The sequence below is a fragment of the Paenibacillus sp. IHBB 3054 genome, from assembly GCF_051594305.1.
Taxonomy (GTDB): domain Bacteria; phylum Bacillota; class Bacilli; order Paenibacillales; family Paenibacillaceae; genus Paenibacillus_AQ.
Genome location: NZ_JBOFBG010000010.1, coordinates 105,186 through 121,340 on the forward strand (window position 1 = coordinate 105,186; position 16,155 = coordinate 121,340).

Annotated in this window: 16 protein-coding genes; 5 read left to right on the forward strand and 11 right to left on the reverse strand. The window is 53.5% G+C overall.

Annotation, left to right across the window (positions count from 1 at the left end):
• Positions 1-90: 90 nt before the first annotated feature.
• The 3 genes from gpmA to ACQ76X_RS13910 all read right to left on the reverse strand — a co-directional run bounded on the left by gpmA (position 91) and on the right by ACQ76X_RS13910 (position 3,790).
• The gene (gpmA, locus tag ACQ76X_RS13900; protein WP_038596044.1) at positions 91-840 is read right to left on the reverse strand and encodes a 2,3-diphosphoglycerate-dependent phosphoglycerate mutase; all 750 of its coding nucleotides are present in this window, start codon (positions 838-840) and stop codon (positions 91-93) included.
• Positions 841-1,321: 481 nt separating this feature from the next.
• Positions 1,322-2,107 (reverse strand): helix-turn-helix domain-containing protein, encoded by a 786-nt coding sequence (locus tag ACQ76X_RS13905; RefSeq protein WP_038596047.1) that lies wholly within the window; start codon positions 2,105-2,107, stop codon positions 1,322-1,324.
• Positions 2,108-2,230: 123 nt separating this feature from the next.
• The gene (locus ACQ76X_RS13910; protein ID WP_438494592.1) at positions 2,231-3,790 is read right to left on the reverse strand and encodes a PLP-dependent aminotransferase family protein; all 1,560 of its coding nucleotides are present in this window, start codon (positions 3,788-3,790) and stop codon (positions 2,231-2,233) included.
• A gap of 138 nt (positions 3,791-3,928) precedes the next feature.
• Between ACQ76X_RS13910 and ACQ76X_RS13915 the strand changes: the two genes are divergently transcribed.
• The 3 genes from ACQ76X_RS13915 to ACQ76X_RS13925 all read left to right on the forward strand — a co-directional run bounded on the left by ACQ76X_RS13915 (position 3,929) and on the right by ACQ76X_RS13925 (position 6,279).
• Positions 3,929-4,543 (forward strand): pyridoxamine 5'-phosphate oxidase family protein, encoded by a 615-nt coding sequence (locus ACQ76X_RS13915; protein WP_438494594.1) that lies wholly within the window; start codon positions 3,929-3,931, stop codon positions 4,541-4,543.
• A 169-nt stretch (positions 4,544-4,712) separates the two neighbouring features.
• A complete protein-coding gene (locus ACQ76X_RS13920) occupies positions 4,713-6,014 on the forward strand; it encodes an aminotransferase class I/II-fold pyridoxal phosphate-dependent enzyme (RefSeq protein ID WP_341096027.1) in 1,302 nt (433 codons plus the stop codon).
• A gap of 154 nt (positions 6,015-6,168) precedes the next feature.
• Positions 6,169-6,279, forward strand: coding sequence for a hypothetical protein (locus ACQ76X_RS13925; RefSeq protein ID WP_020429695.1), 111 nt, complete (start codon positions 6,169-6,171; stop codon positions 6,277-6,279).
• Positions 6,280-6,459: 180 nt separating this feature from the next.
• Here the strand turns inward: ACQ76X_RS13925 and ACQ76X_RS13930 are convergent, their stop codons facing one another.
• The 5 genes from ACQ76X_RS13930 to ACQ76X_RS13950 all read right to left on the reverse strand — a co-directional run bounded on the left by ACQ76X_RS13930 (position 6,460) and on the right by ACQ76X_RS13950 (position 11,341).
• Complete coding sequence (locus tag ACQ76X_RS13930) at positions 6,460-7,677, reverse strand: ABC transporter permease (RefSeq protein WP_438494596.1); 1,218 nt, start codon at positions 7,675-7,677, stop codon at positions 6,460-6,462.
• A gap of 1 nt (position 7,678) precedes the next feature.
• Positions 7,679-8,425 carry an ABC transporter ATP-binding protein gene (locus ACQ76X_RS13935; protein ID WP_038596054.1) on the reverse strand — a complete coding sequence of 249 codons (747 nt, stop codon included), beginning with the start codon at positions 8,423-8,425 and terminating at the stop codon, positions 7,679-7,681.
• Positions 8,422-9,909, reverse strand: a complete 1,488-nt coding sequence (locus tag ACQ76X_RS13940; protein WP_438494598.1) for a DEAD/DEAH box helicase — start codon at positions 9,907-9,909, stop codon at positions 8,422-8,424. Before ACQ76X_RS13940 ends, ACQ76X_RS13935 begins: the two co-directional genes overlap by 4 nt.
• Before the next feature lie 172 nt (positions 9,910-10,081).
• Positions 10,082-10,858, reverse strand: a complete 777-nt coding sequence (locus ACQ76X_RS13945; protein WP_052092286.1) for an SDR family NAD(P)-dependent oxidoreductase — start codon at positions 10,856-10,858, stop codon at positions 10,082-10,084.
• A gap of 27 nt (positions 10,859-10,885) precedes the next feature.
• The gene (locus ACQ76X_RS13950; RefSeq protein ID WP_340896739.1) at positions 10,886-11,341 is read right to left on the reverse strand and encodes a chemotaxis protein CheX; all 456 of its coding nucleotides are present in this window, start codon (positions 11,339-11,341) and stop codon (positions 10,886-10,888) included.
• 398 nt (positions 11,342-11,739) lie between these two features.
• Here ACQ76X_RS13950 and ACQ76X_RS13955 point away from each other — a divergent pair, with 398 nt between their 5' ends.
• On the forward strand, positions 11,740-12,642 hold the full coding sequence (locus ACQ76X_RS13955; protein WP_340896738.1) for a LysR family transcriptional regulator: 903 nt from the start codon (positions 11,740-11,742) through the stop codon (positions 12,640-12,642).
• Between the two features lie 99 nt (positions 12,643-12,741).
• On the forward strand, positions 12,742-13,554 hold the full coding sequence (locus ACQ76X_RS13960) for a histidinol-phosphatase (protein WP_438494601.1): 813 nt from the start codon (positions 12,742-12,744) through the stop codon (positions 13,552-13,554).
• Positions 13,555-13,645: 91 nt separating this feature from the next.
• Here ACQ76X_RS13960 and ACQ76X_RS13965 read toward each other — a convergent pair whose 3' ends face one another.
• From ACQ76X_RS13965 to ACQ76X_RS13975, 3 genes are all read right to left on the reverse strand, one after another.
• On the reverse strand, positions 13,646-14,392 hold the full coding sequence (locus ACQ76X_RS13965; RefSeq protein ID WP_438494704.1) for an NADPH-dependent oxidoreductase: 747 nt from the start codon (positions 14,390-14,392) through the stop codon (positions 13,646-13,648).
• Positions 14,393-14,622: 230 nt separating this feature from the next.
• Positions 14,623-15,165 (reverse strand): GNAT family N-acetyltransferase, encoded by a 543-nt coding sequence (locus tag ACQ76X_RS13970; protein WP_438494602.1) that lies wholly within the window; start codon positions 15,163-15,165, stop codon positions 14,623-14,625.
• Between the two features lie 53 nt (positions 15,166-15,218).
• Positions 15,219-16,154, reverse strand: a complete 936-nt coding sequence (locus ACQ76X_RS13975) for a metallophosphoesterase (RefSeq protein WP_438494604.1) — start codon at positions 16,152-16,154, stop codon at positions 15,219-15,221.
• Position 16,155: the final 1 nt, after the last annotated feature.

The following is a 16,155-nucleotide window of genomic DNA, read 5'->3' on the forward strand; positions in this document are numbered from 1 at the left end:
GAAAGCAGCAAAAGCAGCAGGTCTCTGTTACAGGGACCTGCTGCTTTTGGGTTTCATGAATGATTTCGTTTAGACAACGCCCGGATATCGCTACTCCGTTACCTTGCTCTGGTTAGCCACCTCACGGGCTTTGGCCTGCACCTCTTCGGGCACGCCGAGATAGAAGCGGCTGATTGGCTTCACATCGTCATCCAGCTTATAGACCAGCGGAACACCGGTCGGAACATTAAGGTCGAGCAGCGCTGTCTCGTCAATGTCCTCCATAAATTTGATCAGCGCCCGCAGGGTGTTGCCATGTGCCGAGATCAGCACCCGCTCTTTCTTGCGGATCAGTGGTACAATCCGCTTGCCCCAGAAATCGCCGACGCGGTGAACGGTATCCTCCAGGCTCTCGCCGCGCGGGATATCCCCGGAGCGCACCTCCTTGTAGCGGATATCGTTTCTGGCATAACGCGGGTCATCCGGCTCCAGCAGCGGCGGACGGACCGACAGGCTGCGCCGCCAGATATGAAGCTGCTCTTCACCATATTTCACCGCAGTCTCACTCTTGCTTAGCCCCTGCAGCGCACCATAATGGCGCTCATTCAGCTTCCAGGATTTCTGTACGGGAATCCACAGCAGATCCATCTCTTCCAGCACATAATTAAGTGTCTTGATCGAACGTTTCAGCACAGAAGCGAAGGCCAGATCGAACGTGTAGCCTGCTTCTTTCAACAGCTTGCCGGCCGCTTTGGCCTCTTCTATTCCCTTTTCCGTCAGATCGGGATCGCTCCAGCCTGTGAATAAATTCTGACGGTTGTACTCGCTCTCCCCATGCCGTATCAATACGATTTCATACATGTTCTTTCTCCTTCCTTCAGCCATTGGTTTGGTCATTTTTTCTGCTGCTCAGTATATGAATTCAGCTGCTCACCGATGCTTTCTCAGGGTTGGGCTGAACAATTGTACGCTCATACAAAAACCTCTCTATCCTTATGCCCCTGCATAGATAGAAGAATACACCCAGTACCGCAAGACAGCGCCCAGCATGAACCAAGGACCATTCAAAAAACCGGACGCCGCAGGGCCCCGGTTCTCCGCTTGTATTTGATACTGCCCTTGTTGTCAGAACCAACAGTCTGTAGCTGCCATGTTATTCTGCTTCAAGCGTCTCCAGCGGTTTCGAAAAACCCCGGCGCCTCCACCCTTACATTCACTGTTGCATATTCTGCGTCCTCTAAACATCAGTTATGTTCTCCCTTCCAAGCTGCTATGTAAATCCTCGCATACTAAGTTGCAACGTATTTACCCTTGCAGCAAAAAGCTGAAACAAAAGGAAGAATCAGCGGATTTCAGACGGACTTTTCCCCGTATGCTGCTTGAACTGGCGGCTGAAAAAGAAAATATCGCGATAGCCCAGTGCATCGGCCACCTCAGTGACATTCATCCCGGCATATAGCAGCAGGTGCTGGGCCCGCTCAATCCGGGCACGGATGACATAGGACTGGACCGAGGAACCTGTAATCTCTTTGAATTTGATCGAAAAATACCGTGGCGACAGCCCCGCCCGGGCTGCCAGATCCTCTACCCGGTGCGCCGCTCCGGGATGCTGGCTGACGTAGTTCGCCACCTCGTGGATGACCTCAGCCAGCTGATTGCTGACATGCCGCTCTACCGGCATCACCCGGTCCTCGCGCAGCAGATGAATCATCAGCTGCTTCAAGATCAGCCGCCCCTCCTCTTCTGCAGCGTAGGTCTTCACCAGGAACAGGCGGACATAACGGGCAAGCAGGTGCTCAAATTCCACTGTTTCGGTCAATTCACGGTAAGGCTGGGGAATATCCGTGACCTCTTCGGTTACGTCAAAATGAATGTATGTAAGCACTAGCGGCTTTTGCGGATTATGGGTCGCATACGTAAAGTCGCCCGGACGGAACAGGAAGCAACTTCCCTTTCCTACCTTGAAAGGCACTCCGCTGCGCACAACCGTACCTTCTCCGCTCCAGACATAGAACAGATCATAATTTTGCAGCGGCTTCTCTCTTTTCTGCCACTTCCAGCCCGGTTCGCAGACAATTTTAGCCAGGGCAGGCAGGATCACAAAAGAGGACGGCGATGCATGCAGCATAATATTTCCTCCTAAATTTTTTGTGAGCGTTACCTCACTGAATTAGCTTCGACAAAAAATCGCTTCGAAAGCATACGCTTAAGTTTTGTAAGCATACATTTTCCTTACTCTCATAATACCCTGTCACGTACATTTTTGCACATCCTTCCAGGCCAGAAGCAGGCGGTTCACCCCTTCTTCCAGTGCCTCAGCATCGAGATGGGAAAAAGAAAAGCAAGCCGCAGGACTACCCGAACCTATCCGGTACAGCGCTGCGTCGCGGAAGTCTGTGCCTCGCCGCAAAGCCGCTTCCCGGAAGGCGGTATACTCCTGTTCCGAGCGCAGCCACCGGGCATAAATATGCAGGCCGGAATCGCCGGGCAACGGCTGAAAGAGCATTCCGAGCCGCTCATTCAGAAGCGCACGGAAAATGCGGGCACGCTCCCCGTATATGCGCGTCATCCGCCGCAGATGGCGGCTGTACCCACCAGTGCTCATGAACCGGGCCAACGCCCGCTGCTCAAGCTGTGCGCCTGGAAGCGGCTCATAAAGCGCCTTGGCCGCTATCACAGGACCCACCAGCGAAGGCGGCAGCACGGCAAACCCGAGCCGCAGCCCGGAGAACATGCTGTTGGAGAAGGAGCCGATATACACTACCCGGTCCTCCCGGTCGAGCGCCTTCAGCGGTTCAATCGGCCGGCCGCCCCAGCGGAACTCGCTGTCATAATCATCCTCGACAATGACTGCCTCCTGCCGCCGGGCCCATTCCAGTAAGCTGCGCCGCCGGTCGAGCGGCAGTACCGCTCCGGTGGGGAATTGGCGGCTCGGCGTCACAAACAGCAGCCGGGCTGCCCAATCCTCGGGCACAAGCCCGCTCTCGTCAACCCGTCCCGGCAGCAGCTTACCGCCGCCAATCTCCACTGCCCGGCGGATGCCATGAAATCCGGGATCTTCCACAACGGCAGGTTCCCCCGGTTCCAGCAGCAGCTGCACCAGAAGGACAATACCCTGCATCGAGCCGCTGAACAGCACGATCTGCTCCGCATCGGCTCTGATTCCCCGGGTAATCCGCAAATGGGCAGCTATTGCCCGCCTCAGGCTCTCCTCCCCTTGCGGCGGACAATAGCCCTCCAGCATCCCACCTCCCTTGCCTCCGGCATAATTCAGTGCGCTCCGCCACTCGCCGTAAGGAAAATGTTCAATCCGCATGCCACTGCTGCGAAAGCTGATGGCATCTTCACCAGCCTGCCCGTAGATGGAAACCTGGCGCTCCATCAGGCGCTCTCCCCAAGAGGAAAGCGGGATCGCTCCAGGTTCAAGGTATTCCCGATCAGGTGTGCGAATTTCCTCACCTGCCGGATTGAGTCCAGCGCCGACCCTTGGCGAATCAACCACTTGATGATCGGTTGAATCCCCCACGTATACCAGCCCTCCCCCGGCAGCAGGAAAAAAGCTGTCATCTGAAACAAAGGTGCCCCGGCCCTTCTCAGTCTTGATGTAACCGTCGGCCAGCAGCATGTCATATACCTGTGATGCTGAACCGCGCGACACAAGATACAGCCCGGCAAGCCGTCTTGTTGACGGCAGCCTTGTCCCCCCGGGAAGTTTCCCCTCCAGGATCGCTGCCCGGAGCGCATGATATAACGCCAGATATTTATAACGGTGGATGGCCAGGTACTGGTCATATGGCAGTGTGAAATTCATCTCCCCACCCTTTCCTCAAAAGTGGACTATTAAAATAACTCTAAACCGGTCCTTTTTCATTGTCAATTTATCAACTATTCTAAGTAAACAATTACTCAAGGTGAGTACTCCGCCACTATGATGAAAAGGACGTGTATTATGCGCAGAAAAGAATTTAAGATAGAGCAGGAAGAAGAAGTGGCCCAATTTTTGCAAGGAATGAGCTTTGGTTTTCTTGGTACAAGCGATGAACAGGGACAACCGCGGGTCACTCCGCTGAATTTCGTCTATATGGAGGGCTGCTTCTATTTCCACGGCAGTCATGCCGGAGGCAAAATGGAGAGCATCCGCCAGCAGGCGCGGGTCTGCTTTACCGTTGCCGACGAATACGCGCTAATCCCCTCTTATTTCAGCGATCCCCATCTTGCTTGCCCTGCCACGGCCTATTTTAAAAGCGTAACTGCTTATGGAGCGGCCGAACTTGTGGAGGCGTCCGCCGAGAAGGCTGCTGTATTGTCCCGGTTTATGAACAAGCTGCAGCCCGAGGGCGGCTTTGATCCTATTGATGCCGAAGATCCGAAATACCGCTCGCGGCTGAAGGGTGTTGCGGTCGTACGAATTGTTCCGGATGAGCTGACAGCCAAATTTAAGTTCGGCCAGAATCTGAAAGAAGAGGAACGGGCCGGCATCACCCGGGGTCTGGAGGAGAGAAACGGAGAACGCGATGCCGAAACGATAGAAATGATGAAAAAATACTGCCCCCACCATAACTGACTTAAGTAGAGCGCCGAAACAAATTACAGCTTGGCTAACGCCGCTGAAAATATTCTAAAAGTATTTATAAAATGGCTGCTTTCATCAGTGACGGCTGGGAATCACGGTGATATAATGTTAGGCAATGTTAACGTATATATCCCAGAAGAATACCGGAAGGATGAAACTGATGAATCCACTGGCTGGACAATTAAACGAAAGCATCAAGGCAGGCAATGAACATGTGTACGATATGCTCTCCGATCTTGGCAAGGCGATCTATTTTCCTAAAGAGGGCATCCTGAGCCAATCCGCAGAAGCAACAGCTCACGCCAAGAAATACAATGCAACCATCGGTATTGCTACCGAAAATGGCATGCCTATGCACCTTGGTGTCATTCAGGATAAGCTCTCCGCTTACAGTCCCAAAGACTTGTACGGCTATGCTCCTCCTGCAGGCAAACCAGAGCTGCGCACTGTATGGCGGGAAAAAATGCTCCGTGAAAATCCATCGCTCGAAGACAAATCCTTCGGCAACCCTATCGTTACCAATGCCCTGACGCACGGGCTCAGCATAGTTGCCGATCTGTTCGCAGAACAAGGCGATGCCATCATTTATCCGGACAAGAACTGGGAGAATTACGAGCTGACCTTCGGCATCCGCCGGCTCAGCGAAATCGTCAACTATCCGCTTTTCACTGAAGATATGAAATTTAATAGTGAAGGACTGCTGGAAGCGCTGCTCGCCCAGAAGGGACGCGGCAAAGCCATTGTCCTGCTCAACTTCCCTAATAACCCTACTGGCTATACTCCCGGCCTAAAAGAAGGAGAAGCCATCGTTGCCGCGATTCTGCGCGCTGCCGAGGAAGGCATCAATGTCGTAGTCGTCAGCGATGACGCGTATTTCGGACTTTTCTTCGAGGATTCTCTCAAGGAATCGTTGTTCGGCCGTCTGGCCAATCTCCATCCGCGCGTGCTGGCCGTCAAGATTGACGGGGCCACCAAAGAGGAATTCGTCTGGGGCTTCCGCGTCGGCTTCATCACCTACGCTTCCGAGAACAAGGAGCTGCTTGCGGCACTGGAACAGAAAACGCTCGGCATTATCCGCGCCACTATTTCCAGCGGTGCACACCCGTCTCAGACGTTTGTGCTGGACGCACTGAAGGCCCCTCAGTTCGCTGAACAGAAGGAAGAAAAGTTCCAGATCATGAAAGGCCGTGCCAACAAAGTGAAGGCACTGCTCGACAGCGGGAAATACGGCGATGACGTATGGACGTATTATCCTTTCAACTCAGGCTACTTTATGTGCCTGAAGCTGCACACTGTATCAGCTGAAGACCTGCGGCTGCATCTGATCCACAATTATGGCCTGGGCACAATCGCCCTGGGCGAAACCGATCTGCGCATCGCCTTCTCCTGTATTGAAGAGGAGCAGCTTGAAGATTTGTTCGACCTGGTTTATGCGGGAATCCGCGATTTGGAAAAAGCCTGATCCCAAAACCATTGATCTCGAAATCAGCTCCGGGTACCCGGAGCTGATTTTTTTTTTGACTTTCCCTGCGACATTGGCCTATACACGTTAATCTATCCGCACATACAATACGATGTACTCAAGTACAGCAAACACATTCGAAAGGGGAATGAACATGAGCGAAGAAGTAAGAGGCGGATACGGATACCCTGGATTTACAAGCACAGGTGCAATTTTGGTTCTCTTTATCCTGCTGGTTATCATCAGCCGTTCACTTTTTGTCTAACCGGGAATGACTCTCCCGGGAGGGAGCCTCGAGCTCTCTCCCGTTCCCGCGTGGCAGCATTCCCTGTTCTGCTAATCAGCACAAAGACGCCTTGACGGGAGCATCCGCTCTTATCAAGGCGTCTTTGTGCTTGGAGCGGAATACAAGCCTGCCGGCATTCCACTCCGGTCTCACCTAAAGTTAGAAATCCTCATCCACCGTAGCTTCTTTGCGCTTCAAGTATTCCTTGAACACGTAGGCCAATAGCGCTCCGGCAAGGAAGGTGCCGAGAACAGGCAGCGGACGTTCACCCGCTGTGGCCAGAAATGGCAGGCCGGTCAGCAAGGCCAGCAGCAAAAGGGCGCGGAAGATGAACTGGTTCGTGCTTTCACCTTTGCTGCCCTCTGGCAGAGGATACACCGACAGCCAGAACGACTCGCTATGCAGCTTGCGCAAAGCCGACAGCTGAATGCCCATGATGAACAGGAAGAACAAGTAAATGCCGCTTCCCACATAGCTGCCGCGATTCCACCAGACCAGCAGCAGCGCCAGGACAGCGATCCGCATCACAATGGCGAAGACATCTCCCCGGGCAAAGCTTTTGGTCAGCAGGAAGCGGTAAGCAGCGTTACTCCGCCATGCGATACCGCTCCCCCAGCGTGACAGGTAACGCCGGGCGTATACCCGCTGCTCACGTCCCGGCACATCCACGAACCAGCCGAGAATCATCAAGGCCCTCGACCCCTGGTTCTTCTCCATGGCAATCAGACGCTCCCAGGGAACGGAATGCCGTCCGGGAACAGAACATGCAGCCAAATATGCCGCCGCCAGGATCAATATGAAGATCAGGGCCCGGAGAGACGGCTGCCACAGCCATGCCGCAATCATTAATCCGCCTACTGCCCAGCGCAGCAGGTTGTAGGCCACTGCGGCCGGGCGGGATATCATTGCGGTTTCCCGCCATAGCCCGTAGCTGGACAGCAATTTCACCAGAATCAGAATGAGAACAGTAGCGAACAGACTCCTAGGCGATTCATCCGTACGTATGTACAAGGGCCAGACGGTGATCAGTACAAACAGCAGCCGCACAATTTTCCACACATTTCCGCTTACCCAGGTACGGGCAAAATATTCCTTCATCCGGTGTCCCTGCGGAAGCAGAAATATAGTATCCGGACTCTGCAGATACGTCCGAAAGCTGCTGTGCACCGCCGCAGGCAGCAGCAGGACCAGCATAACCCAGCGGATCGGAATACCTGACGGAGTATCCCGAAGCAGCGAAGTATACCAGGCCGAGAAGACAATCAGCAGCAGCAGCAAGAGCATCGCTACACCGCTCTTAATGACATACCCCACATAAGGCAGCATGCTTCCCATGAACCGGCTGCGCCGCTGCCGGCGCAGCTCCTTTAAATCCATATCATTTCCCTCCCTGAACCAATTCGTAGAACAGCTGCTCCAAGTTCAAGCCCTGCAGCCCTGCAGCTGCGGTCATCTCTGCAAGCGTACCTTGGGCGATAACCTTGCCGCGGTGCAGCACGATAAAGCGGTCGCAGTAGTTCTCGATTGTGGAAAGGATATGGGAGCTTAGCAGGATTGACGCTCCCGTTTTTTTCAAATCCAGCATGAAGTCGAGCAGAGAGCGGATGCCCAGCGGATCCAGACCGAGAAAGGGCTCATCAATGACATACAGTGCCGGACGCGCCACGAAAGCGCACATAATCATCACTTTCTGCTTCATACCTTTGGATAAATGGGAGGACAATGTATCCATCTTGTCCTCCATATTAAAGAGTGCGGCCAGCTGCTCGCTGCGGGATTCATAGTCGCTGCGCTCCACGCTGTAAGCTCTGGCAGTAAATTCGACATGCTCGCGGACCGTCATTTCCTCGTAGAGCAGAGGAGATTCCGGCACAAAAGACAATGCGCTGTGATACCCCTCCGGGTCAGCACTGCGGGTTTTGCCCTTCACGGTAATTTCACCTTTATGGGGCGACATCAAGCCGAGGATATGTTTCATTGTCGTGCTTTTTCCGGCTCCGTTCAAACCGATCAGTCCAACCATTTCACCGGGCTGCACCTGAAGGCCGATATCATGAAGCACCGGCTTGTTCAGGCTATACCCACCACTTAAGCCCGTAATCTCGAGTACGGGGGCTGTATTCATTGACCGTCACCTCTCGGGGTTTTGTTCTTGAGCCATTTCGGGGCTCCCTTGTTCTTGCGGTTCTTTTCACGTTCCGCACTGCTGCCGCGCGGTTTACCCGCAGGGGCAGCACCGCCGCGCCCGCCTGCAGCCGGGCTCGTACCGTGATGCCCTTCACGCCGCACTTCTCCACCTGCGGCAGTTCCCGCCTGGCCTTGCCGCGGCAAGGCCGGTTTGATGGCCGCATCGGCCTGCACAGCCGATGTCCTTACAGGCGGCTTGCCGCTGCGCGGTGCGGCGCCTTCCTTGCGCGGGGTGGCACTTTCCCCGCGCCCGCGTCCGCCGCTGCCCAGCGGGCTGCGGGCTTCATCAGCTGCCATAACCTTGCCGGCGACCATTTCCTTCTCCTCAAGCGTGATATTCAGCTCTCGGGCGAATTTGCGCATAATGAACGTCTGCTGCTCCGTTACAATGGAGACCGACAGTCCGCGGCGTCCCATACGTCCCGTACGCCCTGCCCGGTGCACATAATGCTCCGAGTCAAACGCCGGATCAAAGCTCACTACCAGCGTCAGATTCTCGATGTCCAGGCCCCGGGCCGCCACATCGCTCGCCACCAGTACGCGGAACTTGCCGTCACGGAACCGGGTAAGTACGTTGCTGCGTGTCACCTTGTCCGCATCCCCATAGATCGCCGCTGCCGTAAGCCCAAGATGGTTCAGCTTTGCTTCCACCTCGGCAATGTCCTCGGTAGCATTCACGAACACTATCGCCCGCTGCGGGTTATAATGGCGGATGACCCGGCGCAGCATATCAATCTTGTTCCGTTCCTCAGCTACTACATAGTGATGTTCAAGACTCTGTGCCGTCATCACTCCGGGATCAATGCCGACCTCAGCCGGATTCTTCATCTCCCGTGCGGCTAGCGCCTGGGTCTCCGGTCCGATGGTCGCAGACAGCATGACCAATTGGCGCGTGCGCAGCGCGCTGCTGACGATCTTCGCCACTTCACCGGCTCCGCTGAGCTGGAACATCTGGTCCGCTTCATCGATGATGATCGTGCTGACCTCATGCATTTTCAGCTTGCGGAGGCCAATCAGCTCCCGCACGCGTCCAGGGGTGCCCACTACGAGCTGGGGATGCTCGCGCAGCTTGTCAATCTGGCGTTTGATCGCCGCTCCGCCGATCAGGCCCATCGCCTTGATCCCGCGGTGGGCCCCATAGCGCTCGGCCTCACGGAGGATTTGCATCGCCAGCTCCTGGGTTGGCGCCAGCACCACCTTTTGGACTACCCGGTGCTCCGGGTTAATCCCTTGAATCAGCGGCAGCAGGTATGCCAAGGTTTTGCCGGTACCTGTCTGGGAAGCGGCTAGCACATCTCTCCCCTCCAGCAGAAGCGGGATCGTCTGCTCCTGTACCGGAGATGGATCAGTAATGCCGAATTCCGACAATCGGGCAACAAGGTCGTCCTGGATGCCGATGGCCGCAAAAGAAGCTTTATTCATAAGTGTAATTCATCCTTTTCGCTTAAGTTAATATCTTCATTATATGCCAAAAAGGCCTCTCCACCAAATGGAAGGCCGTTTATGCAAGGATAAGCTGTCATTAGCACAGGCTAGACCTGCAAAAATGACTGCCGCCCTGCAGAATGACGACAGACACCCGCTGATGAAACCTTTATTTTCTGTTCATAACGTTATAGGTCAGCTTATCCGCCAGCCGTGGAAACAAAGCATACAGCCGGATGCCGAAGCCCGCCAGACCGGGCAGATCTACTTCCTCTTTGCCTTTCTCCATCAGCTTGACGATCTTGGAGGACACATGCTGCGGAGTCATCATCATCCGGGCTACACTTTTCTCGTATTTGCCTGATGGATCAGCCGTTTTGAAAAAGTCGGTGGCAATCGGCCCCGGGTTCACCGCCGAAACGATAATCCCGCTCTTCCGGAGTTCCTGGCGAAGCGCATTCGTGAAACCGAGAACCGCATGTTTGGTTGCTGTGTAAGCAACAGCACGGGCTGTACCAATCTTGCCGGCCATGGAGGCCACATTGACAATCTGCCCGCTTCCCCGCTGCAGCATATGCGGAACTACAGCCTTCGTACAACGTACAATGCCCATATAGTTTACATCCATCATATCATCGAATTCATGAGGTTCCATCTCGGTAAAACCGGCGAATTTGCCGTATCCGGCGTTGTTGAGCAGAATATCGATCCTGCCGTACACCGCCAGAATTTCGCCAAAGGTCCGCTCCACTTCCGCCTCATCTCTGACATCGCAGGTGTACAGTCCAAAAACGCCCGGAATACCGGCCGCTGTTTCTTTCAGTTTATCTTCCGAACGGGCCAGAAGAATAGGGACAGCCCCACGCTTGCTGAGCATTTGCGCTGTCAGCGCCCCGATCCCGCTTGAAGCCCCTGTTATGACAACAATCTTGTCTTTGAGTTGCATGAAAATCTTCAGCTCCCAATTGTCCGCCTAAGAGATCATCACTTGAATATCAAGTTCCCCGATGCCTTCCATCAAGAGCGGGATGCTCAGTGCTCTGCGCGGCAGTACGGACATGCTCTCACTTTTCATTAGCTTCGGCGGAGTAATATCCACAGTTACACCTTGGTTGGAAAGAATCGTACTGGCATTGCCGCTGATCATGTTGCCCAGTTCCGAAATCGCGCTCTGCCCCATCTCGTCCATCTCTGTAATCACGTAACCGCCCATCATGGCCGATACCATTTTCAGTGCAACCTGCTCTGCAATCCCAAAGATAATATTTCCGCTTAATTGACCCGTCATACCCACTTGAATCCATATATGATTATCGATCAGTTCAATATCCTTAATGCCCAGATTACCGGTGGATGGCGAGACTTGTATAACCTGCTCAATTACAATGCGTGCAGACTCTAAAAACGGATTAATTACTTCTGCTTTCATTAAGATGTGTCCCCCCTCTACCAGTCTTTAGTCATATACCGAAAGTCCTATTCAATAATTTATAATTATACTTCATATATCGGCATTATTCATCAAAAATTAATGGGGGTGTCGAAGGAAATCACAAGATAGTTTGCCTGGCAACATTGCTCTGCCGGAAGGAATCTCCTATAATTTAATCAAATGCCAACAACCGGTGTAAGATATAACTGCATATCCACATTCAATCCGGCTATGGACCGAAATGAATTCCTGCATTATTGCGGAGACCCGGGCACCTATAAAAGTCTTATTGATCAGGCAACAACTAGCTATGCCGTCCCGGGAAAATCGTCCGTTGTTCCCATTACAGGGCGAAGCGGCAGCATTATTCGGTAGTCAAAAAGGGGGGCAAGTCCATGAACATCAGCCAGCTCGAAACGCTGATTACGATCTCCAAAACGATGAGCTTCCGCAAGGCAGGTGAGTTGCTTAACCTGACCCAGCCGGCAGTTTCGGCACAAATCAAAAGTCTGGAAGAAGAGTTCAAAACTCAGCTCGTTGACCGTAACCAGCCCGTTACCTTGACGGACAGAGGCAAAGTGTTCCTTACGCATGCAGAGCAGATCGTGAGTATTGTCGAAGAGCTTAAGCAGCGCCTTGCGGATCTTGATGAGAATCCCCAAGGGCATATTATTCTCGGAACGACCACCTCCATTGCCATTCAAATCCTGCCGCGTATCCTGTCCTATTTTCAAGACCAGTTTCCGCATATCAAAACTTCGATTTCCTCGATGTCTTCATCACAAATCTATCAGCATGTCGAAAACGGCCTGGTCGATGTCGGCATCGGTTATCTGATTGGACGGAGTCCTGCGATGACTACTTCTGTGCTGTATTATGATACTTTTGAACTGGTTGTTTCACCAAGGCATCCTTTAGCCCAGGTCAAATCGGCCGGGATTGAAGCCCTGGGTAAAACACCGCTCATCCTCCTGTCTCCCGACACGGTCGGCCGCAAATTCGCCGATGAGGTGTTCGCAAAACACGGCATCCAGCCGCAGGTCATCATGGAGCTGACCAGCAGCGAGGAGGTTAAGCGGATGGTCGAGCTTGATCTCGGCGCAGCCATTATCTCCAAACAGTCAGTTACGGCAGAAGTCCGCAGCGGCACACTCAAAATCGTGCCGATTATCGAACTTGAGGTCACGCATCCCGTAGGTGTCATTACCAAGTCCGGCAAATATGTCAATTCGGCCATGAGGCAATTCTTAAGCGATCTAAAGGGCATGCCCGAAACCCAATTTATCGGCTCGGAGTAGAGCCTCGCAGAGCTTTGAATCCATCTGTCGAAGCTGATCCCAAAGTCCGATACTCATGAACTGTTTTCGTAAAATTTGGCCTAAAGGAGATATATATCCATGAAATTCGACCTACACACCCACCATTTCCGCTGTGGCCATGCCGACGGAAGCATCAGGGACTATATTGAAGCCGGCATAAACGCCGGTCTGGGCGTCATCGGCATATCTGATCACACTCCTTATTTCGGCAGCCCGTCCGAACAGGCCTTTCCCAATATCGCCATGGCCAAATCGGAGCTTGTCCATTACGTAGAAGAAGTGCTCTCCCTGCAGAAAGAATACGAAGGCAAAATTGATGTGCTGCTCGGTATTGAATCCGATTATTTCCCGGAACATGCCGAACTCTACCGCCAAACCCTTTCCGCTTATCCCTTTGATTACATCATTGGCTCGGTACATAGTGTCAAGGGTGTCAGCATCTTTAATAAGGGGCGCTGGAAAGGGCTTGACCGCCGGGAGAAAGCCGCGGCAAAAGCCGAATACTACCGGCTGATCTCCGATTCCGCGCGCACCGGCATGTTTCAGATTCTTGGCCATATCGATGCCATGAAAGGAAACTATCCGCAATTTTCGGAAATCTCTACGCCTGCAGAAATCGACGAATGCCTGCGCGTAATCGGCGAATACGGCGTCGCCATCGAGATCAATACCTCCGGATGCACCAAGCTGTGCGGCGGCTGGTATCCCTCGGATGATATTCTGGTACGTGCACTGCATTACGGAGTGGAAGTCACCTTTGGCTCTGATGCGCATCTGCCGTCCCGGGTTGCTGACCAGCGGGAGGCTGTGGTTGCACGCCTTAAAGAAATCGGGTTCACTCACTGGGTATACTACAAACGGCGCGGGAAGATTACAGTTCCGCTGCAGTGACACCCTGTGACTTTACAAAAAAATGCACCGCAGTGCTCAACGGTCTATGGACACCATGACATCCATTACGTTAACGCTGCGGTGCATTTTGTTATTCTCCGGGTTTCTGCAGATTATCACAGGTAAACCCCTGCTTCTTCAGCGTATGCTGCGCATCTCCATACTGCGGATTAAGAGCGTAGAAATGGGCGATCGTAGCACTCCAATCCCGCTCCGTCATTTCAAGCGCTTTTAGATACCCGCGGTACGCCTGATTGTACTCCTGTATAAATCCCTTCTGATCAGGGTTATAACGCTCCTCGTGAAAAACCGCCTCCAGCGGAAGACGCGGCTTCTTTGGCAGCTCCTCGGCAGGATATCCTACGCATAAGCCGACCACCGGGAATACATACTCCGGCAAGTCCAGCAATTCAATTACGCCTGCAGTATTGCGGCGGACTCCACCGATAGGAATGATGCCCAGCCCCATGGATTCCGCAGCGGCAACCGCACTCTCCAAAGCGATTCCCACATCCACCGCACCGACCAGCAGCGCATCCACATCGTGCACAGCCTCAAATGGCTGCCCTTCCAGCTCAGCGGCCAGCTTGGCCCGGTAAAAATCCATGCAGAAGATCAAAAATACCGGAGCGTCGGCCACATGCTTCTGATTCCCGCTCAAGACCGATAGCTGAGCCTTTCGCTGTTGATTCTGCACAGCAATAATGCTGACCTGCTGCCCGTTCACCCAGGATGGGGCCGATTGAGCGGCCTCAATAATCATCTGCAGCTTATCCGGCTCAACAGGCTGCGGCCCGTATTTCCGGAAAGACCGGTGATTGTTTAATGTCTTCAGCACTTCATTCAAGATTACATCCTCCTAAAATCCAGATATATAATTGTACAACCATCATATACTAACAGCTGCGGGAGCTTCCAGTCCCTCACCGCTTCCGGGTCCCCAATGGATTGGCAACGGACAAAAAAAATGGACCCGAATCATCGGGTCCCAACAGCAGTTATATTTTCAAAAGGGGGTCATGTACTTAGTTTAACCGGACACTGTTAGAGTTTGATAACGGCATTATTTCATTTGTGTAACAATGTGAATACTTTCATTACATCGCCCGAGCCATCGGCCATCGGCATGATCCGATCCAGCGTCAGACCATTTTTGAGCATGACCCGTTCGGACCTGAAGTTATCGCCGCGGCAGCGCCCCTCCACATGGGTCAAGCGAAGCTCCCGCATGCCGTAGCCGAGCAACAATCCAATGGCCTCTGTAGCAAGGCCCTGCCCCCACCATACAGGATCGAGCATGTAGCCTAGTACGGCTTTGCCTTCATGACGGTTCCAGCTCTGCAGGGAGGCGGTGCCGATCAGCTCCGGTGCATCTTTGCGATAGATCCCCACATGCAGCGCGCAAGGATCGTAGGGATACAGCATACGGTTCACCAGTTGATCCAGATGGGCTGGCTGTGAACCCGCTGTACTGCGATGCAAAATGTGGCGCTGCACATCCGGGTGAGAGAGCAGCATCTTGAGCCTGTCACCTTCGGCAGGCAACATCGTCCGGAGTTCCACTGCGGCTCCTTGCTGAGCCATGAATCCTGCAGTCTCGTAAGTGATCATACGCGCTCCTCTTCCCTTGCAGCTTAATTTGGGAATTTCAGTTCTATTGCTCCTTACGCCCGGCGCAGCGTAATCACAGTAAGCTCCGGCCGGCATAACAGGCGAAACGGCATATAAGTCTCGCCGAATCCTCTGTTAACATAGACCGGCATGGCTTTATTTTCTGTATGATACAGTCCGCTTATGTATTTAACTGCCCCGTATGGAGTGTAGGCTGCGCCAACAAAAGGAAGACGGATCTGTCCTCCATGACTGTGCCCCGACAACTGAAGATCAAAGGGATAATTTTCCGCCGTGTCAGCATAATCCGGCTCATGCATCATCAGTACCGTACATGTCCCCTCTGGGATGCCTTTAAGTGCAGCTTCCGGATCGGGACGGCCATGCAGCATGTCTTCCAGGCCGGCAACCGCCATCACTGCACCGCCTTGCTTAATAAGATATGACTGATTCCTCAGCAACGTGAACCCGGCAGACTGCAGCAGGTCCGCAAGCAATTCCGTGTTCTTATAATCATGGTTGCCGAATATCGCATATTTCCCCAGCGGGGCCCGGAGTTCCGCGAGCAGCGCTACGGATTCTTTCAGGTCCTCTGCGTAGCTGTCTACAATATCCCCGGTAAAGCAAATTATATCCGGCTCTGCGGCCTCAATGTGCTTAACCAGCCGGGCCAAATCATGGGCATCCTTGTTGAAGCCCAGATGCACATCACTGAAATGAACCAGCCGGGTGCCGGCAAACGCGGAAGGGAGATTCTTCAGCGGAATTTCCAGCCTCGTGATATCAAGCCAGTTGGGTTCCCCCTGCCACACATATCCGCCGCCGAGCAGCGCGGCCCCAAACATAGTAGCTGCTCCGCGGGTCAGGAACTGGCGGCGGGTAATTTTGCGGCCGCTGCCCTTCCCAGGTGGTAGCGGAGTATTGTAACCTCCGCCGGCAACAAGAGGTGGACCATCATTGGGAGAACCCCCGGACGCTTTTTTATTCATA